General features: G+C 65.2%; 18 protein-coding genes. 11 read left to right on the top strand and 7 right to left on the bottom strand.

What is annotated here, in order from left to right; all coding sequences use genetic code 11:
- Window positions 1–70: 70 nt before the first annotated feature.
- Window positions 71–844, bottom strand: coding sequence for a GntR family transcriptional regulator (locus FNL56_RS19370; RefSeq protein WP_143578128.1), 774 nt, complete (start codon window positions 842–844; stop codon window positions 71–73).
- A gap of 162 nt (window positions 845–1,006) precedes the next feature.
- Between FNL56_RS19370 and FNL56_RS19365 the strand changes: the two genes are divergently transcribed.
- The 6 genes from FNL56_RS19365 to FNL56_RS19340 are packed head-to-tail and all read left to right on the top strand — an operon-like array spanning window position 1,007 to window position 6,857.
- Entirely contained in the window at window positions 1,007–1,876 is an 870-nt protein-coding gene (locus FNL56_RS19365; protein ID WP_143574609.1) for an ABC transporter ATP-binding protein, read from the top strand.
- A complete protein-coding gene (locus tag FNL56_RS19360) occupies window positions 1,873–2,646 on the top strand; it encodes an ABC transporter permease (protein ID WP_143574608.1) in 774 nt (257 codons plus the stop codon). The genes FNL56_RS19365 and FNL56_RS19360 overlap by 4 nt, the downstream gene beginning before the upstream one ends.
- A 27-nt stretch (window positions 2,647–2,673) precedes the next feature.
- Window positions 2,674–3,699, top strand: a complete 1,026-nt coding sequence (locus tag FNL56_RS19355; RefSeq protein ID WP_143574607.1) for an ABC transporter substrate-binding protein — start codon at window positions 2,674–2,676, stop codon at window positions 3,697–3,699.
- Window positions 3,700–3,713: 14 nt separating this feature from the next.
- Window positions 3,714–5,150: an amidohydrolase family protein gene (locus FNL56_RS19350; protein WP_143578127.1), complete on the top strand. Its 1,437-nt coding sequence runs from the start codon at window positions 3,714–3,716 to the stop codon at window positions 5,148–5,150.
- 24 nt (window positions 5,151–5,174) lie between these two features.
- The gene (locus FNL56_RS19345) at window positions 5,175–5,585 is read left to right on the top strand and encodes a nuclear transport factor 2 family protein (protein WP_143574605.1); all 411 of its coding nucleotides are present in this window, start codon (window positions 5,175–5,177) and stop codon (window positions 5,583–5,585) included.
- Window positions 5,586–5,612: 27 nt separating this feature from the next.
- Window positions 5,613–6,857 carry an amidohydrolase family protein gene (locus FNL56_RS19340; RefSeq protein ID WP_143574604.1) on the top strand — a complete coding sequence of 415 codons (1,245 nt, stop codon included), beginning with the start codon at window positions 5,613–5,615 and terminating at the stop codon, window positions 6,855–6,857.
- A 187-nt stretch (window positions 6,858–7,044) separates the two neighbouring features.
- Here FNL56_RS19340 and FNL56_RS19335 read toward each other — a convergent pair whose 3' ends face one another.
- The 3 genes from FNL56_RS19335 to galE all read right to left on the bottom strand — a co-directional run bounded on the left by FNL56_RS19335 (window position 7,045) and on the right by galE (window position 10,734).
- Window positions 7,045–7,743, bottom strand: coding sequence for a fumarylacetoacetate hydrolase family protein (locus FNL56_RS19335; RefSeq protein WP_143574603.1), 699 nt, complete (start codon window positions 7,741–7,743; stop codon window positions 7,045–7,047).
- Between the two features lie 36 nt (window positions 7,744–7,779).
- On the bottom strand, window positions 7,780–9,585 hold the full coding sequence (locus FNL56_RS19330) for an ABC transporter ATP-binding protein (RefSeq protein WP_143582245.1): 1,806 nt from the start codon (window positions 9,583–9,585) through the stop codon (window positions 7,780–7,782).
- A gap of 135 nt (window positions 9,586–9,720) precedes the next feature.
- Window positions 9,721–10,734, bottom strand: a complete 1,014-nt coding sequence (gene galE, locus FNL56_RS19325) for a UDP-glucose 4-epimerase GalE (protein WP_143574601.1) — start codon at window positions 10,732–10,734, stop codon at window positions 9,721–9,723.
- 147 nt (window positions 10,735–10,881) lie between these two features.
- Between galE and FNL56_RS19320 the strand changes: the two genes are divergently transcribed.
- Window positions 10,882–11,910, top strand: a complete 1,029-nt coding sequence (locus FNL56_RS19320) for a glycosyltransferase family 4 protein (RefSeq protein ID WP_143582562.1) — start codon at window positions 10,882–10,884, stop codon at window positions 11,908–11,910.
- 144 nt (window positions 11,911–12,054) lie between these two features.
- On the opposite strand, the gene FNL56_RS19315 is transcribed toward FNL56_RS19320, so the two are convergent.
- Complete coding sequence (locus FNL56_RS19315) at window positions 12,055–12,567, bottom strand: D-glycero-alpha-D-manno-heptose-1,7-bisphosphate 7-phosphatase (RefSeq protein ID WP_143574600.1); 513 nt, start codon at window positions 12,565–12,567, stop codon at window positions 12,055–12,057.
- The gene (gene waaF, locus FNL56_RS19310) at window positions 12,564–13,637 is read right to left on the bottom strand and encodes a lipopolysaccharide heptosyltransferase II (protein WP_143574599.1); all 1,074 of its coding nucleotides are present in this window, start codon (window positions 13,635–13,637) and stop codon (window positions 12,564–12,566) included. The genes FNL56_RS19315 and waaF overlap by 4 nt, the downstream gene beginning before the upstream one ends.
- A 181-nt stretch (window positions 13,638–13,818) precedes the next feature.
- Between waaF and rfaD the strand changes: the two genes are divergently transcribed.
- Genes rfaD through FNL56_RS19295 form a run of 3 tightly spaced genes read left to right on the top strand, consistent with a single transcriptional unit; the run spans window position 13,819 to window position 18,234 of the window.
- A complete protein-coding gene (rfaD, locus tag FNL56_RS19305; RefSeq protein WP_143574598.1) occupies window positions 13,819–14,799 on the top strand; it encodes an ADP-glyceromanno-heptose 6-epimerase in 981 nt (326 codons plus the stop codon).
- Between the two features lie 20 nt (window positions 14,800–14,819).
- Window positions 14,820–16,289: a D-glycero-beta-D-manno-heptose-7-phosphate kinase gene (rfaE1, locus tag FNL56_RS19300; protein ID WP_143578125.1), complete on the top strand. Its 1,470-nt coding sequence runs from the start codon at window positions 14,820–14,822 to the stop codon at window positions 16,287–16,289.
- A gap of 34 nt (window positions 16,290–16,323) precedes the next feature.
- Window positions 16,324–18,234 (top strand): polysaccharide biosynthesis protein, encoded by a 1,911-nt coding sequence (locus FNL56_RS19295; protein ID WP_143574596.1) that lies wholly within the window; start codon window positions 16,324–16,326, stop codon window positions 18,232–18,234.
- Between the two features lie 107 nt (window positions 18,235–18,341).
- On the opposite strand, the gene FNL56_RS19290 is transcribed toward FNL56_RS19295, so the two are convergent.
- On the bottom strand, window positions 18,342–19,352 hold the full coding sequence (locus FNL56_RS19290) for an MraY family glycosyltransferase (RefSeq protein WP_143574595.1): 1,011 nt from the start codon (window positions 19,350–19,352) through the stop codon (window positions 18,342–18,344).
- A 215-nt stretch (window positions 19,353–19,567) separates the two neighbouring features.
- Here FNL56_RS19290 and FNL56_RS19285 point away from each other — a divergent pair, with 215 nt between their 5' ends.
- Entirely contained in the window at window positions 19,568–20,551 is a 984-nt protein-coding gene (locus tag FNL56_RS19285; protein WP_143574594.1) for an NAD-dependent epimerase/dehydratase family protein, read from the top strand.
- The last annotated feature ends 12 nt before the right edge of the window (window positions 20,552–20,563 follow it).

The raw sequence follows: 20,563 nt of genomic DNA, 5'->3' as shown, positions 1-20,563 counted from the left end.
ATTGCCGGCTGAGATCGATCAAGGCGACAGCGTGTATGGGTCCCTGCGTTCGCAGGGACGACACGGAGTGTCAGCGCACGATGCGCGGCTTCAACGCGGCCACGGCCTTCGCGGCAGGGGCTACGGACAGCTCCGCGCCCTCAGCCGCATAGGGCGCCAGCACATCCAGCAGATCGCGGCCGCGCGCCGGCGTCGGCGTCACCAGCGCGCGGGTCGCGACCTGGTCGAGATGCGAGTGCATCAGCGCCATGGCGCCGGCGGCGTCGCTGCGCTCCAGCGCGTCGATGATGCCGATATGCTCGTTGACGCCGCATTCCGACGAATGCGGCCGGCTGTACAGCGACAGCGTGAGGCAGCAGCGATAGGCGATCTCGCTGACATAGCGCACCATGACCGGGCTGTTGGTCATGGTCGCCAGCAGCACATGGAATTCGGTGGCCAGGCGAATTGAGACAGCGTCTGGGCCCTCGCGTGCGGCGCTCTCGGCCTCGACATGGGCTTTGAGGCGCGCCACCTGCGCCCTGCTGAGCCGGCCAGCGAGCTGGCGCATCACCAGCCGTTCTAGCTCCATGCGGATGTCGAAGGTGTCGCGGGCGTCCTGCCAGCTCGGCGTCACCACCACGGCGATGCGGTTGCGGCGCAGTTCGACCAGGCCCTCGGAGGCGAGCTGGCCGAGCGCATGGCGGGCGATGGTGCGGCTGACGCCGAAGCGTTCGCCGAGCGCGTCCTCGGGCAGCTTGGCACCGGGCTCGAGCGCCTGTTCGATGATCGCGCGCCGCAGCGCGCGACAGATCGTCCCGACTTTGTCCGATGATTTCAATGGCTTCGCCGTATCCAACGCCATAGGCTCCAAGGTGAGCGCGACAGCCGGCAGGCCGGTGCCCGAATTGCATGCACGTTGTCGAGGCACTGCCCAACAAACTTCCAGCGGTATCAGCGATAATCCGAAACGATCCGGAATTCCAGCGGAAGCAGGCTGGCATCGCAATTGCATGCACTTTAAGCCATGAACAGTATGCAAACTGCCGTGGCGCCTGCCGCGCCCGTCAAATCCGGACCGATCGCCGTCGAACTATCGGCGACTTCCGTGACCTTCGGCCGCGGCCCGACCGCGACCCCGGCGCTGGCCGAAACCAACATGATCATCCCTGACGGCGAGTTCCTCGCGCTGGTCGGGCCGTCCGGCTGCGGCAAGTCGACGATCCTGCGGCTGGTCTCAGGCCTGGTACGGCCGACCTCCGGCGTGGTGATCGTCGGTGGGCGTGAAGTGGCGGCGCGGGCGCTGCGGGTCGGCATGGCATTCCAGAACCCGACCATGCTGCCGTGGCTGACCATCGAGCAGAACATCATGCTGCCGCTGAAGATCGTCGAGCCGTTTCGCTCGCAGTTCAAGAAGCAGCGCAAGCTGGCGTTTCGCGACAAAGCGCATGCGCTGCTGGCGCAGGTCGGGCTCAAGGGCTTCGCCAACAAGTTTCCCTGGCAATTGTCCGGCGGCATGCTGCAGCGGGCCAATCTGTGCCGTGCGCTGATCCACGAGCCGCGCATGCTGCTGCTCGACGAGCCCTTCGGCGCGCTCGACCAGTTCACCAAGGAAGAGCTGTGGACCATCCTGCAGAACCTCTGGCTGGCCCATAAGCCCACCGTATTGCTGGTGACGCATGATTTGCGCGAGGCGGCGTTCCTGGCCAGCCGGATCTGCGTGATGAGCCCGCGGCCGGGGAGGGTGATCGACGACAGCAAGGTCGATTTTGCGCGTCCCCGCACCATCAAGATGACCTTCGAGCCGGACTTCGTGGCGCTGAACCAGCGGCTGCGCGACCTGATCGTCGTCGCTCGCGCCGACCCGGCGGATGAAACCTCGGAGGCGACGTCATGAATCTCGCATTGCGCCAGAAAGTCTCGTCCTTCGCGCTGATCGCGATCTTCTTCATCGGCTGGCAGTTGTTCTGCATGGCCTCGGGCATCTCCGACCTCGTGCTGCCGAAGCCGACCGAGATCGTCACCACGCTGATCGCCAAGTTCCCGATCTTGTGGCCGCACATTCTGCAGACGCTGGGCACCACGATGGCCGGCTTCGTGCTCGGCGTCGGCCTCGGCGTCGCGCTCGGCGCCATCATCGGCGTGTCGAAGGTGGCCTACGACACCGCCTATCCGCTGCTGGTCGGGTTCTCGTCGATCCCGAAGGTCGCTGTGGTGCCGATCTTCGTGCTGTGGTTCGGCTCCGGCAGCGTGCCGGCGATCCTCACCGCGCTGTCGATCTGCTTCTTCCCGATCGTCGTCAACATCGCGACGGGGCTTGCTACCACCGAGCCTGAACTGGAAGACGTGTTGAAAGCGCTCGGCGCCAGCAAGCTCGATATCCTGTGGAATGTCGGCCTGCCGCGCACCATGCCGTTCTTCTTCGCCTCCTTGAAGGTCGCGGTCAGCTACGCCTTCGTCGGCGCGGTACTGGCGGAGACCGTGGCCTCCAACCGCGGCATCGGCAATGTGATGATGAGCGCGTCGTCGAACTTCAACGTGCCACTGGTGTTCGCCTGCCTGTTCATTCTCGCGGTGCTCGGCGTCGCGCTCTACGTCGTCTTCTCCCTGATCGAGGCCCGTGTCACCGGCTGGGCCACGCGTAAGAACGATCTCGTCGTCACCTAACTCACCACCACAACCCAGGAGAATGTCATGTTGAAGCGATTGAGTGCGGTTCTGGTCGGCAGCGTTCTGCTCACGAGTGCTGCGTCTGCCCAGGAGACCACGATCAAGTTCACGCTCGGCTGGAAGACCCAGGGCTCTGACGCCGCGTTCTTCTACGCCAAGGACAAGGGCTACTTCAAAGAAGAAGGCCTCAACGTCGTCATCGACCAGGGCGAAGGCTCCGGCGCCACCGTGACCCGCATCATGTCGGGCGCGTGGGACGCCGGCTTCGGCGACGTCAACGCCATCATCCAGAATGCCTCGACGCGGCCGGCCGACGCGCCGGTCATGGTCTACATGATCTGGAACCAGCCTCCCTTCGCGATCGTCGCCAAGAAGACCAGCAACATCAACTCGATCAAGGATTTCGAGGGCCGCACGCTGGGCGGCGCGCAGGGCACCCCGACGACGCGTCTGCTGCCGGTATTCATCCAGAAGAACAGACTGGAGGCCGACAAGATCAAGGTCACTAACATGGCGCCTAACCTGCAGGAGCCGATGCTGATCAAGGGCGACATCGACGCCGCTTTGGTGTTCAACATCACCAGCTACTTCAACCTGGTGCTGAACCGCCAGGATCCCGACAAGGACTTCAAGTGGTTCTCGTTCGGCGACTACGGCATGGACCTGTATTCCAACGGCGTCATCGTGTCGCAGAAGATGATCGCGCAGAATCCGAAGGCCGTCGCTGGCCTGGTGCGCGCCATCAACAAGGGCATGATCGCGGTCGCCAAGGACCAGAACGCGGCGATGGCCTCGGTGGTCGCCTTCGACAATCTGATCGATGCGCCGGTCGAGAAGCGCCGCCTGCAGTACTCGTTCGACAAGCTGATCGTCTCGCCGGAGATGAAGGAAATCGGCGTCGGCGACATCAAGGACGACCGCATGACCCGCGCCATCGGCATGGTGGTCGAAGGCTACGACCTCAAGCGCACGCCGGTGGTCAAGGAAGTGTTTTCGCGCGAATTCCTGCCGCCGCGCGCCGAGCGTGAGCTGACCTACACCGCGAACTGAGACGGCGCTCGGGAATGACCACGCGCCTGCTCGCGACGAATATCTTCACCGGCACCGATCGCGGCGTCGTGTCATCTGCAGCCGTCTGCTACGACGGCGGGATGATTACGGACGTCGCGGCCGATGCCGGGGAGGCGTCGGGCAATACGCTGGTCATTCCGGCGCTGATCAACGCCCACGACCATGCCCGGCCGTCGATCACCTCGTTCGGTGCGTCGGGCATGCCGCTGGAAACCTGGATCGCGCGCTCCGCCTTCGGCACCCCGCCGGATCCCTATCTCGCGGCGGCGGTGTCGCTGGCGCGCTCGGCGCGGGCGGGCTGCGGCGGCGTGATGATCCACTACACGCGGCCGAGCGGCACGATGCCGATCGTCGATGAGGCGGTCGCCATCGCGAAAGCCGCTTCCGATGTCGGCGTGCGGCTGGCTTTCGCGCTGGCAGTGCGGGACCAGAACCCGATCGTCTATGGCGACGAGACCGACGTGCTGGCGACATTGCCGGCAGCGGCGCGAAGCACGATCGAGGAGATGTTCGTCCGGCCCGCTACGAAGCCATCGGACTATATCGAGCGTGTCGAAGCCATCGATGCCGCGATTGCCGGGCCGATGGTCGACGTGCAGTTCGGCCCGGCCGGTGTGCAATGGTGCTCGCGCATGCTGCTGGAGGCGATCGCGGAGCGTTCCGCGGCCACCGGGCGGCGCGTCCACATGCATTTGCTGGAGACCATCTACCAGCGCGCCTGGGCGGATCGCGCCTTTCCGGACGGCATGGTGCGCTATCTGCGCGACATCGGCCTGTTGTCGCCGCGGCTGACGCTGGCGCATGGCATTCACGCCCGGCCCGACGAACTCGACATGATCGCGGAATCCGGCGCGACCCTCGTCACCAATTTTTCGTCCAACCTCCACCTGCGCTCCGGCCGCGCACCTATCGCCGATGCGTATCGTCGCGGCTGCGCCGTCACCTTCGGCATCGACGGCGTGGCGCTCGACGAGGATGACGACGCGATCCGCGAGATGCGATTGGTACGGATGTTCCACGATGGCGAAGGGTTCGAGCGCACCTGGAGCAATGCCGGGTTTCTCGAGCTGGCGGTGCGCAACGGTCGCCGCGCGATCGGCGCGCCGGGCAGCGGCGCGCTGCAGTCGGGCAACGCGGCGGACTTTGTCGTGCTCGACATCGGCCAGCTCGACCGCGACGCCATCCTGCCGGTCGATCCGCTCGCCATGCTGTTTGCGCGCGGCAATACGGGCTGCGTGCGCGACGTCGTGGTCAATGGCTGCGTCATCAGCCGCAACGGCCAGCCGACCGGGGTCGATCTTGACGCGATGGAAACCGAACTGCGAAAGATGTACCGCGCCAATGTGCCGCGTTACCGCGAATTCGAGCAGGCGTGGACGCCGTTCGAAGGCGTGGTATCGCAGTGGTTTCGCAGCCAGGGCTGCTGCTAGATTAGCTTTTTGAGGAGATTCGACATGGCCGACCCGATCGACGAAACCGCGCAGGCCGCCGATATTGTGGAGCGCTATCTCGTGGCGTCGATGATCCCCGACCCGGAGACAGCAGCGACCTTCATGAGTGACGACGTTCGCATCACCTTTACCGGCGGACGGAAAATGTCGCATCCGCGCGAGACCGCGGGCTTCAATGCCAAGCGCTACAAATGGGTGAAGAAGAAGATCGAGCGCAGCGACGTCTCCCCCGGCGTCAGCGAGACCATCGTCTACAATATCGGCACGCTATATGGCGAATGGCCGGACGGCACGCCGTTCGAGGGCAATCGCTACGTCGATCGCTTCGTGGTTCGCGGCGGCAAGATCGTCGAGACCGATGTCTGGAACGACAGCGCCGAACGCATTCTGACCCGTCACGGCATCGACGGCTGACGCTTCACCACCACAGATAGGTTTTTCATGTTGTTCGACTACGTGCTGCGCAATGGGCGCATCGCCGGTGCTGGCGCCGATCCCGTCGATATCGCGGTTGCTGACGGCCGCATTGCCGCGATCGAGGTGCACTCCACGATGGCGGCGCGCGACGCCTCGCGCGACATCGCGCTAAATGGCCGGTTGCTGGTGCCGGGCTTCATCGAGACGCATATCCATCTCGACAAGTCCTGCATCTCGGAGCGCTGTACCTGCCGTACCAATACGGTTTCGGAGGTGATCGCTTCGGTGGCCGCCGCCAAACGCGATTTCACCGAGGAAGACATTTACGAGCGCGGCAGCCGCACTCTGCAGAAGGCGATCGTGCAGGGCACGACGCGGATGCGGACCCATGTCGAGGTCGATCCGCGCATTGGTCTCATGGGCTTTCACGCCGTCGCAAAATTGAAACGCGATTTCGCCTGGGCAATCGATCTCGAACTCTGCGTGTTTCCGCAGGAGGGCCTGCTCAACGATCCCGGCTGCGACGAACTGCTGGTCGAGGCCTGCGAGACCGGCGCCGGTTCGATCGGCGGCGCGCCCTATATCGACAGCGATCCCAACGGCCAGATCGCGCGCATCTTCGAACTCGCCAAGCGCTACAATCTCGACATCGATTTCCATCTCGATTTCGATCTCGATCCCTCCTGGATGCATCTCGACGACGTCTGCCGGCAGGCCGACGCCTATGGCTGGGGCGGCCGCGTCGCGATCGGCCATGTCAGCAAGCTCTCGGCGCTGGCTGCGCCGGCGCTGAAGCAGGTCAGCTTGAAACTGGCGCGCTCCGGCGTCGCTTTGACGGTGCTGCCGGCGACCGATCTCTATCTGATGGGCAGGGGCTCCGACCACCTTGTGCCGCGCGGCGTGGCGCCGGCGCATCTCCTGCTGGCGGACGGCGTGACCTGTTCGATCTCCACCAACAACGTGCTGAACCCGTTCACGCCGTTCGGCGATTGCTCCTTGGTGCGGATGGCCAATCTCTATGCCAACGTCGCGCAGGCCGGCCAGGCGGATGAACTCGCGGCCTGCCTCGACATGGTGACGTCGGGGCCGGCGAAGCTGATGAATTTGACGGACTACGGAATCGTGGTCGGCAATCCGGCTGACATCGTCGTACTGGACTCGATGAGTGCCTCGGCCGCCATAGCCGAACTCGCGCAGCCGCTGATGGCCATGAAAAACGGCCGCATGAGTTTCACGCGGCCGGTGCCGGAAATTTACTGGCCGCAGTAGATCGCTTAGTGCAGCGACGCGCCGGCTTCGCGCTCCCTCTCCCCGTCGGGGAGAGGGCTGGGGTGAGGGGGCGCCGGCCCATCATTGGAAACGAAGAGCCCTCACCCGACCGGCTACGCCGGTCGACCTCTCCCCAACGGGGAGAGGTGAACGGAGTGCTGTCGCTAAAGTAAGTTTATACAGCGTTCTACTTCGCGGCTGTGATCTCGAACTTCAGCGTGCCGATGCCATCGACGCCGCATTCGACCTTGTCGCCGGGCTGCAAGGCGGCGACGCCGGCCGGGGTCCCGGTGAGAATCACGTCGCCGGCGCCGAGTTCGACCTGCAGCGACAGCTTCGCGATGATCTCGGCGATGTTCCAGATCATCTCGGAGAGATCACCCTTCTGCCGCTCGGTGCCGTTCACCGACAGCCAGATCTTGCCCGCGGAGGGATGGCCGACCTTGGCGGCCGGCACCAGCGCGCCTGTGGGCGCCGACATGTCGAACGACTTGCCGATCTCCCAGGGCTGCTCTTTCTTGCGCGAGATGGTCTGCAGGTCGCGGCGGGTGAGATCGACGCTGACGCCGTAGCCCCAGACATGGTCAAGCGCCTTGTCGGCGGAAATGTTGAGCCCGCCGCTCTTCAGCGCGACCACCAGCTCGACCTCGTGCTGCATGTCCTTCGTCAGGGTCGGGTAAGGGATGCTGCTGCCATCCGGCACGACCATGTCGGCATGTTTGGCGAAGAAGAAGGGAGGGTTGCGCTCGTCATTGCCGAGTTCGCGAATGTGCTCGAGATAATTGCGACCGACGCACCAGACGCGGCGGACCGGAAACTTCTTGTCGTCGCCCTGAATGGCGATGGCGGCCTGCGGCGGCGGATCGATCACGAAGGATGTCGTCATGGACGGTCTTTCACAGATTTGAACAGGGGAGTTACGTTACGTCGGCGCGTCGAGCGGGGCCAGCGAACTGGCATCCCGATGCTGCAATCGGAAGAACGAGGCGTAGCGGCCATTCTTCCTCAGCAGATCATCATGCCGGCCGCTCTCGACGATCTCGCCGCCTTCGACCACCAGGATGGCGTCGGCGTGCATGATGGTGTGCAGCCGATGCGCGATCACGATGGTGGTGCGGTTGCGGCAGAGATGCTCGATGGCTTCCTGCACCGACTTCTCCGATTCCGAATCGAGTGCCGCGGTGGCCTCGTCGAGCAGGATGATCGGCGCGTTCTTCACCAGTGCGCGGGCAATGGCAACGCGCTGGCGCTGGCCGCCGGAAAGCTGCGCGCCGTGCTCGCCGACCGGTGTCTGGTAGCCCAGCGGAAAGCCCATGATGAAATCATGCGCGCAGGCGGCCTTGGCCGCGGAGATGATCTCGTCTTCGGTGGCGCCGTCGCGGCCGAACGCGATGTTCTCGTAGATCGTGCCGCGGAACAGATAGACGTCCTGGCCGACATAGGCGGTCTGCTGCCTGAGAGAGCGCCGCGACACCGTGGAGATCGACTGGCCGTCGATGGTGATGTCGCCCTCGTTGAGGTCGTAGAGCCGCAGCACCAGCGCCAGCACGGTCGACTTGCCGCCGCCGGAGGGGCCGACCAGCGCCGTGACGCGGCCGGGCTCGGCGACGAAGCTCATGCGGTTGAGCACGATCTCGTTGGGACGATAGCGGAAGGTGACGTCGTGCAGCTCGACGCGGGCCTCGTTGAGCTTCAGCGCCGGCTTGTGGTCGTCATTCGGCTCCGAGGCCGGGCTGTCGACGATCTCGAGCAGCATCTGCGCGCCGATCAGGCTGGAATTCAGATCGATGTTGAGCCGCGCCAGCCGCTTGGCCGGCTCGTAAGCGAGCAGGAAGGCGGTGAGGAACGAGAAGAACTGGCCCGGCGTGGCGCCCATCGCCACCACGCGGTAGCCGCCATACATCAGCGATCCCGCAATCGCAAAGCCGCCGAGCGTCTCCATCAGCGGGCTGGAGCGGTTGGAGACCTGCGCCATCTTGTTGGCGTTCTTTTCCACCGCGGTGATGCTGGCTTCCATGCGCTCCTGCATGGTCTGCTCCAGCGTGAACGCCTTGACGGTGCGGATGCCCTGCAGCGATTCCTGCATCGTCTCCATGATGTCGGCGGTCCCGGTGAACTGGGTGCGGGCGAGGCCCTTGATGCGGCGCACCAGCTTGCGCAGGATCAGCATCGCCGGCGGCGCGATCAGGAAGCCGAACAGCGCCATATAGGGATCCTGCATCAGCATCACGCTGACCAGCGCGATCAGCGACAAGAGATCGCGGCCGATGGCATTGATCAGCAGGCTGAGCACCTGCGTCACCGACGCGGCGCCGGCATTGAGCCGGTTGAGGAATTCCGAGGAGTGCCGCTCCGAGAAGAAGCCGATGCTCTCGCTCATCAGCTTGGCGAACAGCCGGCGCTGGTTGTTGGCGAGAATAGCGTTCGAGATTTGCGACAGGATCACGGTATGGCCGTAGGTCGCAGCCCCCTTCAGGATGAAGATCAGCAGCGTGACGCCGGACAGGATCGCGATGCCGCGGACATTCTTGTCGACATAGGCCTGGTTGATGACCTCGCCGAGCAGATAGGCCGCGCCCGCCGTGGTGGCGGCCGAGACGCCCATCAGCGCGAAAGCGAGCAGATAGCGGCGCCAGTAGGCGGTCGCCTGTTCCATGACCAGGCGGCGAATCAGGATCAGCGCGCCATACGGGTCGTCGGTAATTTTCTTGCGAGAGATGGTGGCCATCCGCGTTCCAGCGACGGGCGCGGGCAGGGATTTGCCGGGGCGCCGGAGCAGGCTCTGAAGCAGCCGTCTCATTGCCCGCTAAATCGGTGACTTTCAAGCCGAAACCCGTCGGGGGGACCCGGCGGACGCGGCCAATCAGGCGGATTTCGCCAATCTTTCAACGCCATGGCGGTCCTGGTGGAGCTTTTCCTCCCATGCCAGCGCGTGCCGGGCGATGGTCGCAAGATCGTCGTAGCGCGGCGTCCAGTCCAGCGTGGCGCGGATCCGGCTTGTGTCGGCGATCATGGTGACGATGTCGCCGTCGCGGCGCGGCGCGTATTGCACGGCAAAGTTTCGGCCCGAGGCCCGGCGCACCGCCTCGATCGTTTCCAGCACGGAATGGCCGCGGCCGTAGCCGCAGTTCAGGGTGGTCGAGGGGCCGCCCTGGCGCAGGTAATCCAGCGCCGCGCGATGCGCCTCGACAAGGTCGCTGACATGGATGAAATCGCGGATACAACTGCCGTCCGGGGTCGGGTAATCGGTGCCGAACACGTCGATCTTGCTGCGCTGGCCGGTGGCGGCCTCGACCGCCATCTTCAGCAGATGCGTGGCGCCAACGGTGGCCAGCCCGGTGCGGCCGAGCGGATCGGCACCGGCGACGTTGAAATAGCGCAGCACGACGAAATCCATGCCATAGGCCGGCGCGATGTCGTGCAGCATGATCTCGGTCATCAGCTTGGACGAGCCATAGGGCGACAGCGGCCGGGTCGGCGCATCCTCGGCGACCGGGGTCTTATCGGGGTTGCCATAGACCGCCGCGGTCGAGGAAAAGATGAAGCGGCGCACGCCGGTCTTGACGGCGACGTTGAGCAAATTGCGCGTCGTCATGGTGTTGTTGCGGTAATAGCTGAGCGGATCGCGCATCGATTCCGGCACCACGATCGAGCCGGCGAAATGGATGATGGCATCGACGCCATGCGCGGCGATCACGCCCTCGACCAGGTTCTCGTCGGCGACGTCACCGATGAACAGCGGCACGCCTTCCGGGAGGTACTGCGAGAAGCCGGTCGACAGATTGTCGATCACGATCACGCTCTCGCCGGCTTCCACCAGCGTGTGAACCATGTGACTTCCGATGTAGCCGGCGCCGCCGGTGACAAGAATGGTCATTGCTCGTTCCCACTTTTCAATGTCGGACGCAGGCTAGCCATTCCCGGGTGAAGAGTGGGTTTCGACGGATGGTAACTGGCGGCTATGCTTAAGGATGGGTATAGCGGGTGCGTCGAAATGGAGTGATGTGTGCCGATCGCGAGCAAAATGGCCGACAGGCTGCAGGTGGTTGTCACCAACCTGCACTGGCGCTATTCCGGCGTGACCGCCACCAACCGGATGGTGGCCCCGCATCTGGCGAGCCTGATCCGCGCCGACTGGCTCGGTTCCGACGCGCCCGAGGGCATTGCGCGGCTAGGCTGGCGCGATCTGCTGCGGCTGTGGCTGCGCCGCCAGCCCTTGATCTGGCACGCAAGGCGCAATGACGAGATGATCGCGGGCGTCCTGTTGAAGGCGCTGGGCTGGCCCTTCAAGCTGCTGTTCACCTCGGCTGCGCAGCGCCATCATAGCTGGATCACGCGCTGGCTGATCCGGCAGATGGACGCCATCATCGCGACATCAGAGATTTCGGCGTCCTATCTGAAGCGGCCGGCGACCGTCATAACCCACGGCGTCGATACGCAGACCTATGCGCCGGCCCCCGACCGCGCTGCGGCCTTTGCACAGGCCGGTCTGCCGGGCCGCTACGCGATCGGCTGCTTCGGCCGCGTTCGCGCGCAGAAGGGCACCGATCTGTTCGTGGACGCGATGTGCCGGCTGTTGCCGCTGTACCCGGATTTCACGGCGGTGATCGTCGGCGAGATCACGCCGGAGCACAGCGGCTTCGCCAATGGTCTGCGGCAGCGCATCGCCGCGGCAGGCCTGCAGTCGCGCATCATCATCCTCGGCGAGTTGCCGATCGCCGACGTCCAGCGCTGGTACCAGCGGCTGACGATCTACGCCTTCACCTCGCGCAACGAAGGCTTTGGCCTGACGCTGATCGAGGCGATGGCCGCTGGCGCCGCGCTGGTGGCGACGCGGGCGGGCGCTGCGGAGATCGTGGTGGAAGACGGCGTCAGCGGCGTGCTGGTGCCGATCGACGATGCCGCAGCACTGGCGCAGGCGATCGAACCCTTGATGCGCGAGCCTGCGGCCGCCGAGGCGATGGGGGCGCGCGCGCGAACGCGCGTTCTGGAGCAGTTCAGCGTCGAGGCGGAAGCAAAGGCGATCGCCGAGGTCTACAAGACGTTGATCTAGGCGCGGTCCGTTCCCCGGACGCGATGCGATACGAAGTATCGCCTCGCAGATCCGGGGCCACGCTTGGCGCGGAAGCAACCGGGATCCCGGATCTGCGCAGCAGCGTGAAGAACGCTGCAGCGCGTCCGGGAAACGAGACGCAGGCTAAACCTTCGCCAGTATCTCCGCGACGAACGCATCCAGATCGCCGCCGGCGAACAGGTAGCCCGGCAGCTTCGCCGCTAAGGCCGCCTCGATGTCCGTGTCGCGGTCGCCTATCACGAAGCTGCCGGCGTGCTGCACCGGCCAGTGCTGCATCAGGTCGAGGATCATGCCCGGGCTCGGCTTGCGCCAGGGGTGGTCTTCGAGATAGCCGGCGACCGAACCGCCGGGATAATGCGGGCAGTAGCGGACGTCGTCGATGCGGGCGCCCTGCGTGAGCAGCTCGGCGCGCATCCAGTCGTGCAGCCTGTGCAGGTCCGCTTCAGTGAACAGGCCGCGCGCGATGCCGGACTGGTTGGTGAACACGAACACATGGTAGCCGGACTCGTTCAGGCGGCGGATCGCCCGGGCCGCATTGGGCATCCAGCGGATCGCTTCCGCCTGGAAGACATGATGGTCGTCGTGATTGATGACGCCGTCGCGGTCGAGGAAGGCGGCGGGTTTGGCTTGACTCATTGCTCGCCCATTCCATTCGGGAAGTCGGCCAGCACGCGCGCGGTGATGTCAGCGACATCGGTCGCCGGAATGTCGCGCATGCAGGCGTGGTTGTTGGCGGTGCAGACCGGGCGGTGGCACGGCTGGCACGGCACGAAGGTTTTGGTCTGGACCGTCGCCGCCAGCGGATTGAGCGGCCCCCAGAGCTGCGGCGAGGTCGGCCCGAAAATGCCGATGGTCGGCGTGCCCAGCGCAGCCGCGATATGCATCAGCCCGGAATCATTGGTGACGGCGACGCCGGCGGCGGCCATCGCCACCACGCCGTTGCGCAGGTCGGTGCCGGTAAGATCGCGCACTTTCGGGCCGCCCGCGGCCGAAATCTCATCGGCCAGGCCTTTTTCGCCGGGGCCGCCGATCACCCAGACGTCGAGCCCGCGTTCGACCAGCAGTTTTGCGGCCTCGGCATAATAGCTCCAGCGCTTGGAGGGGCCGACCGAGCCCGGGCCCAGCGCCACCGCGGGGGCGGTGCCAAGGCCGTGCGCCTCGCGCCAGCGGGCGATCTCCTCGGCCGGCACGCGCAGCTGCGGCACCGGCCATTCCGGTGGCAGCCTGGTGCCTTCCGGCAACGCCAGCGCGCATTTCTTGTCGATCATGCGCGGCAGCTTCTTCTCGCCCCAGCGCCACTGGTTGATCAGCCCGAACCGGACCTCGCCGACAAAGCCGACGCGCTCGGGAATCCCCGCCAGCGCTGGCGCCAGCGCCGATTTCCAGGTCCGCGGCATCACCAGCACGGTGCCGTAGTTTTCCGCGCGCAGCTTCGCCGCCAGTTCCCACTGCTTCGCCAGCGCCAGCCGGCGGCGCGGCAGGTCCCACAACACGCCACGGCGCACGCCGGGCATGTAATCGACCAGCGACTGCACCTGCTTGTTGACGAGAATATCGACCGGCCGGTTCGGCCAGCGCTCCTTGAGCACCCTCACCACCGTATGGCCGCGGACGAAATCGCCGATCCACATATAGGGAATGATCAGGATCGGATTTGTGTCGTCCGGATCCACCCTCACGCCATCATATTGTGAATTCTGATTCATGAAATCAACTGCGCTGTCGCAAATGTTGCCAAAGTCGGTAGCTTTTCCGGTCCCGCAGGACAAGCCACCCGGAGAATGCTTCCCGAAGTGTCGCCTATCGTCACCCCCATGGCCGCCGGGACGTTGCCTGCGGGCCGGTACTGGGGCAAAGGTGGCGGCGCAAAACAGAGGCGGGGATTTCATGCTGCTGGTGACCGGAGGGGCCGGTTTTATCGGATCGAACGTCGTGGCCGCGCTCAATGACGCCGGCCGGGCGGACGTCGCGGTGTGCGATTTTCTCGGCCATGATGGCAAATGGCGCAACCTCGCCAAGCGCCAGCTCGCCGATGTGGTGCCGCCGGGCGAGCTGATGGCCTGGCTGGCCGGCCGCAAGCTTGATGCCGTCATCCACCTCGGCGCCATTTCCGAGACCACCGCCACCGACGGCGACCTCGTCATCGAAACCAACTTCCGCCTCTCGATGCGGTTGCTGGACTGGTGCACGCAGAACGCCGTGCCCTTCATCTACGCCTCCTCGGCATCGACCTATGGCGATGGCGCGCAGGGTTTTCGCGACGACGACAGCGTCGAGGCGCTGAAGGCGCTGCGGCCGATGAACCTGTACGGCTGGAGCAAGCATCTGTTCGACATGGCGATCGCCGAGCGCGCGGCGCGCGGCGAAAAGCTGCCGCCGCAATGGGCCGGGCTGAAATTCTTCAACGTGTTCGGGCCGAACGAGTACCACAAGGGCTCGATGATGTCGGTGCTGACGCGGCGCTTCGATGACATCAAGGCCGGCCGCGGCATCCAATTGTTCAAGTCGCACCGCGACGGCATTGCCGATGGCGACCAGCGCCGCGACTTCATCTCAGTCGAGGACGTCGTCCGCGTCATGATGTGGCTCTTGGCATCGCCGCACATCAGCGGCATCTTCAATGTCGGCACCGGTGAGGCACGCAGCTTCAAGGACCTGATGCAGGCCGCCTATGCCGCGCTCGGTACGGCGCCGCTGATCAGCTACATCGACATGCCCGAGCAGATTCGCGACAGCTACCAGTATTTTACGCAAAGCGAAGGCGACCGGTTGCGCGAGGCCGGCTATAATGGCGGCTTCACGTCGCTGGAGGATGCGGTCGGCGCTTATGTCAGGGGCTATCTCGATCAGCCCGATCGCTTCCGCTGAACGCAACAGGTACCCGTTTGATGTTCGATTTCGACGCCCTGTCGCATGCGATTGCCCGCCAGACCGTCCTGTGCGTCGGCGATCTGATGCTCGACGAATTCGTCTATGGCGAGGTGTCGCGGATTTCGCCGGAAGCGCCCGCACCGGTGATCGCGGTCCAGCGCAGCGAGATCACGATCGGCGGCGCCGGCAATGTCGCGCGCAACATCGCGGCGCTCGGCGCCACCTGCATTTTTGTCGGCCTGATCGGCGACGACGAGGCCGGGCGGGTGCTCACGGACAAGCTCAAGCAGGAGGACCGCATCGAGGCGCTGCTGGTCACCGATCCCTCGCGGCCGACGACGCGAAAAGTGCGCTTCGTGTCGGAGCATTTCTCCACCCATATGCTGCGCGCCGACTGGGAGCAGGCCTCGCCAGCCTCGGCCGCGATCGAGCAGCGGCTGATCGACACCATCCTGCCGCAGCTTGCGCGCGCCGACATCGTGCTGCTGTCGGACTACGCCAAGGGCGTGCTGACCGCGCGGGTGCTGCGCAATGTCATCGACGCGGCCAGGAAGCTCGGCAAGCGCGTCATCGTCGATCCCAAGAGCGCGAATCTGGCGATCTACCGCGGCGCCACGCTGCTGACGCCGAATCGCAAGGAATTTGCCGAAGCCACCCGCAGCCGCGCCGACACCGATGCCGGCATCGCGACCGCCGCGCAGGAGGCGATGATCCTTGCGGATTGCGAGGCGATGCTGATCACCCGCAGCGAGCACGGCATGACCTTGGTGCCGCGCGACGGTGCTGCGATCCACGTGCCCGCATTGCCGGTGAAGGTGCGCGACGTGTCCGGCGCCGGCGACACCGTGGCGGCGATGCTGGCGGTGGCGCTGGCCGCAGGCGCGGATTTCGAGACGGCGTTGCGCGCGGCCACCGCGGCTGCCGCCGTCGCCGTCGGCAAGACGGGCACCGCGGTGGTGACGCCCGGCGAATGGCGCCGCAAGATCCTGCCGCATGCGTTTCTGGCCGCCGAGGAAAAGATCGTCGCCGCCGCCGATCTCGACGCGCAACTGGCGGAATGGCGGGCGCAGCAATTGCGCATCGGTTTCACCAATGGCTGTTTCGACATATTGCATCCCGGCCACGTCAAGGTGCTGACCGCGGCGCGCGCGACCTGCGACCGGCTGATCGTGGGCCTCAACTCCGACGCCTCGGTGAAGCGGCTGAAAGGCCCCGAACGCCCGGTGCAGGACGAGCGCGCCCGCGCCGAAGTTCTGGCGGCGCTGGAGGCGGTCGATCTCGTCGTGATTTTCGAAGACGACACGCCGCTCGCGCTCATTACGCAGATCGCCCCGGCCACCCTGGTCAAGGGCGGCGATTACACCCGCGAGCAGGTGGTCGGCCACGAAGTCGTCGCCGCCAATGGCGGCGAGGTCATCCTGGTCGATATCCTCAAGGGTTTCAGCACGACCTCGCTGGTCGAGCGCGCCCGCGGAGGGCAGCGATGAACGACAATCACTTGTTAGATCGGTTTGCGTCCTGATGTCCCGGATTTTCAACTTCACCTGGCGTAACTGGATCATCGCGCTGCATGACGCGCTGGTCACGGCACTCGCCGTGATCCTCAGCTTCGTGCTGCGCTTCGACGGCGAGAACCTGTGGGACCGGCTGCCATTGCTGCTGACGATCCTGCCGTACTTCCTGATCTTCAGCTTTTTCGTCTGCTACATGTTCAGTCTGACGACAACGAAATGGCGGTTCATTTCGCTGCCGGACCTGTTGAACATCCTTCGCGCGGCTTCCGTGCTGTCGGTGGCGCTCTTGGTGCTCGACTACATTTTCCTGGCGCCGAACGTCTACGGCACCTTCTTCCTCGGCAAGACGACCATCGTCATCTACTGGTTCATCGAGGTCGCCTTTCTCTCGGGGCCGCGGCTGGCCTATCGCTATTTCCGCTACACCCGCACCCGCAATCTGGCGCGGACCATGGACGCGGCGCCGACGCTGCTGATCGGCCGCGCCGCCGATGTCGAAGTGTTTCTGCGCGGCGTCGAGAGCGGCGCGGTGAAGCGACTGTGGCCGGTCGGCATCCTGTCGCCGTCGCCATCGGACCGCGGCCAGACGTTGCGCGGCGTGCCCGTGCTGGGCGGCATCGACGACCTGCCCAACGTGGTCGAAGACTTCAACGGCCGCGACCGGCCCATCGAGCGCGTGGTGATGACGCCGTCGGCGTTCGAGACCGATGCGCAGCCGGAATCGGTGTTGATGCGAGCGCGCAAGCTGGGCCTGATCGTCAGCCGGCTGCCGTCGCTGGAAGAGAGCCGCGACACGCCGCAGCTGGCGCCGGTCGCGGTCGAAGACCTGCTGCTGCGCCCCAGTGTCAAGATCGACTATGCCCGGCTGGAAAACTTCGTGCGCGGCAAGGCGATCGTCGTGACCGGCGGCGGCGGCTCGATCGGCTTTGAAATCTGTGACCGCGTCATCACCTTCGGCGCGGCACGCCTGCTGATCATCGAGAATTCCGAGCCGGCGCTGCACGCCGCCACCGAAAAGCTCGCCGCCAAGGTGACGCATGCGGTGATCGAGGGCCGGATTGCCGATGTCCGCGACCGCGAGCGCATCCACGCGTTGATGCTGGCGTTCAAGCCGGAAGTCGTGTTTCACGCCGCGGCGCTGAAACACGTGCCGATCCTCGAGCGCGACTGGGGCGAGGGCGTCAAGACCAACATCTTCGGCTCGGTCAATGTCGCCGACGCCGCGCTGGCGTCTGGCGCTGATGCCATGGTGATGATCTCGACAGACAAGGCGATCGAGCCGGTGTCGATGCTCGGCCTGACGAAGCGCTTTGCCGAGATGTACTGCCAGGCGCTCGACGGCGATGCCTCCAGCGGCAGCGAAGCCAAGTCGCCGATGCGGCTGATCTCGGTGCGGTTCGGCAATGTGCTGGCGTCCAATGGCTCGGTGGTGCCGAAGTTCAAGGCGCAGATCGAGGCCGGCGGCCCGGTGACCGTCACGCATCCCGACATGGTGCGCTACTTCATGACCATCCGCGAAGCCTGCGACCTCGTGGTGACGGCGGCGACGCACGCCATGAACGCGCAGCATTCGGACGCCTCTGTCTATGTGCTCAGCATGGGGCAACCGGTGAAGATCGTCGATCTCGCCGACCGCATGATCCGGCTGTCCGGCCTGCAGCCGGGCTACGACATCGACATCGTGTTTACCGGCGTGAGGCCGGGCGAACGGCTCAACGAAATTCTATTCGCCAAGCAGGAGCCGACATCGGAAATCGGCATCGCCGGCATTCTGGCGGCGCGGCCGCACGAACTGCCGCTGGATACGCTGAAGACCTGGCTGGCGACGCTGCGCACGGCCATCGACGCCGACCAGCACGAGGCCGCCGTGGCGATCCTCAAGGACGCCGTGCCGGAATATCAGGCGGGGGCGGAGTAGCTGGGTAGCCCGGATGACAATCCGGGGCCGGCCTGTCCGTCGTTGGCGTTTTACCCGGATTGCATCGCCTTACGCTCCGCGTACGCCGATTTCATCCGGTCTATAGGTTAACGTGGCGTCAAAAACGCCCGCAGAACCATAGCAACCGCAATGGCGCCCAGCGCCAGCAGGATCACGTTCGCCATGGTCGACGTGAAAGACACCGAAAACCCCGCCAGCACCGCCAGAGCGATGTTCAGCCCGAACACCGTTCGCACCACCTCGATCACCGCAAAGCCGTTATCCGTCGCGCGCTGATAGAAGTGCGAGCGATGGGCCATCCATACCGCCTCGCGCCTGGCTGCCCGGCGCAACAGCGTCAAGGTCGCGTCGGCAAGATAATACAGCGGCAGCAGGATCGCCGCGACGAGGTGGCCGGCAAAGGCCAGTTCGACGAAGCACCAAGCCAGCAGCAGCCCGATCGGCAGACTGCCGACATCGCCGAGAAAAATCTTCGCCACCGGCCGGTTGAACGGCGCGAAGCCGAGCATGGCCCCGCCAAGCGCGCCCGCCACCAGCGCGGCCGCCGGCGACAGCGCGCCGAACAGGCCGAACAGCGCCAGCGCCGCCGTGACCGGGATCACTTCGGCGGCCGTGATCCAGTCCAGCCCGTCCATGAAGTTGACGAGGTTGACGAACCACAGGCCGGCGACCAGCAGCACGAGGCGTTCCAGCCATAGCGGGCAGGCCGGTACGATCTGCAGACCGGTGGGCAGGGCGTAGAGTACCGCGCCGACCGCCGCGGCCTGCAGCAGCAGTCGCGGCGCCACCGGAATTGGCCGGATATCGTCGATCGCGCCGATGACCGCCATCAGCACCGTGGCGGCAAACAGAACGCCCAGCGACGGCAGCGCCTCAGGCAAGGCCATGGCGATGGTTGAGCCGGCCACGGCCAGCGCCGCGGCGATCACGGCCACGCCGCCGCCCTGCGGGGTCGGGATCCTGTGCGAAGAACGCGCATTCGGCCGGGCCAGCGCATAGCGCGCCAGCAGCGGGCGGATCGCGATCAGGATCACCGCCGACAGCAGGGCCGCAGCGACCACGGCGCCCGCAAGCGCGATCATGACAAGTGAAGACATCGGGACATACACAGGCGAAGAATGAGATGGATCGGCAGGCTGCCGCTGTTCTATCGCGTTTTGCCGGGATAGCCACTGCCCGGGAGCCGCCTTGGGGCCGTCGCATTGCCAACATCTCCGCCGGCTACCTCTTGCAGTGTCGCCGATCGCGGCTAGAAGGACGGGGGGCCGTTCTGCCGACCGTTGCCGGTCGAGGCGCATTCTCTGGAGAATCGATGTCGGACTCATCCATCCTCGTCACCGGTGCCGCGGGCTTCATCGGCTTCCACGTCGCCCGCCAGTTGCTGGCGGAGGGGCATCGCATCGTCGGGCTCGACAGCCTCAATGATTATTACGATCCGGCGCTGAAGCTGGCGCGGCTCAAGCTGCTGCAGGACCATTCGCAGTTCGAATTCATCAAGGCCAACCTCGCCGACCGCCCGGCGATGGCCTCGCTGTTCGCCGAGCGAAAATTCCCGGTGGTGATCCATCTCGCAGCCCAGGCCGGCGTGCGCTATTCGATCGACCAGCCGCATGCCTATGCCGACGCCAACCTCGAAGGCTTCCTGAACGTGCTGGAGGGCTGCCGGCACAATGAATGCCAGCATTTGATCTATGCATCGTCATCGTCGGTGTATGGCGCCAACAAGAAGAAACCGTTTGCGGTCACCGACCGCGTCGACAACCCGATCAGCCTGTACGCCGCGACCAAGAAGGCCAACGAACTGATGGCGCATTCCTACAGCCATCTGTACCGGCTGCCGACCACGGGCTTGCGCTTCTTCACGGTGTACGGCCCGTGGGGCCGGCCGGACATGGCGATCTTTCTGTTCACCAAGGCGATCCTCGACGGCGTGCCGATAAAACTGTTCAACCACGGCCACATGCGCCGCGATTTCACTTACGTCGATGACGTCGCCGCGGTGATCGGGCGGTTGATCGGGCATGTGCCGACGGGCAGCGACGATGCCGCGCCGGCGCGGCTCTACAATGTCGGTAACCACAGCCCGGAAGACCTGTTGCATGTCGTCACGGTTCTGGAGAAGCAACTGGGGCGCGAGGCGTTGAAGACCATGCTGCCGATGCAGCCCGGCGACGTGCCCGAGACCTTTGCCGACGTCGACGATCTGATGCGCGACGTCGGCTTCAAGCCGGACACCTCGATCGAGGACGGCATCCGGCATTTCGTGACGTGGTATCGCGGCCATTACGGCATCTAGCAGGGGACTGGT

Source organism: Tardiphaga sp. vice304, assembly GCF_007018905.1.
GTDB lineage: Bacteria > Pseudomonadota > Alphaproteobacteria > Rhizobiales > Xanthobacteraceae > Tardiphaga.
The sequence above is the reverse complement of the archived record's forward strand: the minus strand, read 5'-3'. Positions and strand labels throughout refer to the sequence as shown.

Coding starts and splice junctions, on each gene's coding strand:
- FNL56_RS19370 (WP_143578128.1), bottom strand. CDS start 844: ATGGCGTTGGATACGGCGAAGCCATTGAAATCATCGGACAAAGTCGGG.
- FNL56_RS19365 (WP_143574609.1), top strand. CDS start 1,007: ATGAACAGTATGCAAACTGCCGTGGCGCCTGCCGCGCCCGTCAAATCC.
- FNL56_RS19360 (WP_143574608.1), top strand. CDS start 1,873: ATGAATCTCGCATTGCGCCAGAAAGTCTCGTCCTTCGCGCTGATCGCG.
- FNL56_RS19355 (WP_143574607.1), top strand. CDS start 2,674: ATGTTGAAGCGATTGAGTGCGGTTCTGGTCGGCAGCGTTCTGCTCACG.
- FNL56_RS19350 (WP_143578127.1), top strand. CDS start 3,714: ATGACCACGCGCCTGCTCGCGACGAATATCTTCACCGGCACCGATCGC.
- FNL56_RS19345 (WP_143574605.1), top strand. CDS start 5,175: ATGGCCGACCCGATCGACGAAACCGCGCAGGCCGCCGATATTGTGGAG.
- FNL56_RS19340 (WP_143574604.1), top strand. CDS start 5,613: ATGTTGTTCGACTACGTGCTGCGCAATGGGCGCATCGCCGGTGCTGGC.
- FNL56_RS19335 (WP_143574603.1), bottom strand. CDS start 7,743: ATGACGACATCCTTCGTGATCGATCCGCCGCCGCAGGCCGCCATCGCC.
- FNL56_RS19330 (WP_143582245.1), bottom strand. CDS start 9,585: ATGGCCACCATCTCTCGCAAGAAAATTACCGACGACCCGTATGGCGCG.
- galE (WP_143574601.1), bottom strand. CDS start 10,734: ATGACCATTCTTGTCACCGGCGGCGCCGGCTACATCGGAAGTCACATG.
- FNL56_RS19320 (WP_143582562.1), top strand. CDS start 10,882: ATGGCCGACAGGCTGCAGGTGGTTGTCACCAACCTGCACTGGCGCTAT.
- FNL56_RS19315 (WP_143574600.1), bottom strand. CDS start 12,567: ATGAGTCAAGCCAAACCCGCCGCCTTCCTCGACCGCGACGGCGTCATC.
- waaF (WP_143574599.1), bottom strand. CDS start 13,637: ATGAATCAGAATTCACAATATGATGGCGTGAGGGTGGATCCGGACGAC.
- rfaD (WP_143574598.1), top strand. CDS start 13,819: ATGCTGCTGGTGACCGGAGGGGCCGGTTTTATCGGATCGAACGTCGTG.
- rfaE1 (WP_143578125.1), top strand. CDS start 14,820: ATGTTCGATTTCGACGCCCTGTCGCATGCGATTGCCCGCCAGACCGTC.
- FNL56_RS19295 (WP_143574596.1), top strand. CDS start 16,324: ATGTCCCGGATTTTCAACTTCACCTGGCGTAACTGGATCATCGCGCTG.
- FNL56_RS19290 (WP_143574595.1), bottom strand. CDS start 19,352: ATGTCTTCACTTGTCATGATCGCGCTTGCGGGCGCCGTGGTCGCTGCG.
- FNL56_RS19285 (WP_143574594.1), top strand. CDS start 19,568: ATGTCGGACTCATCCATCCTCGTCACCGGTGCCGCGGGCTTCATCGGC.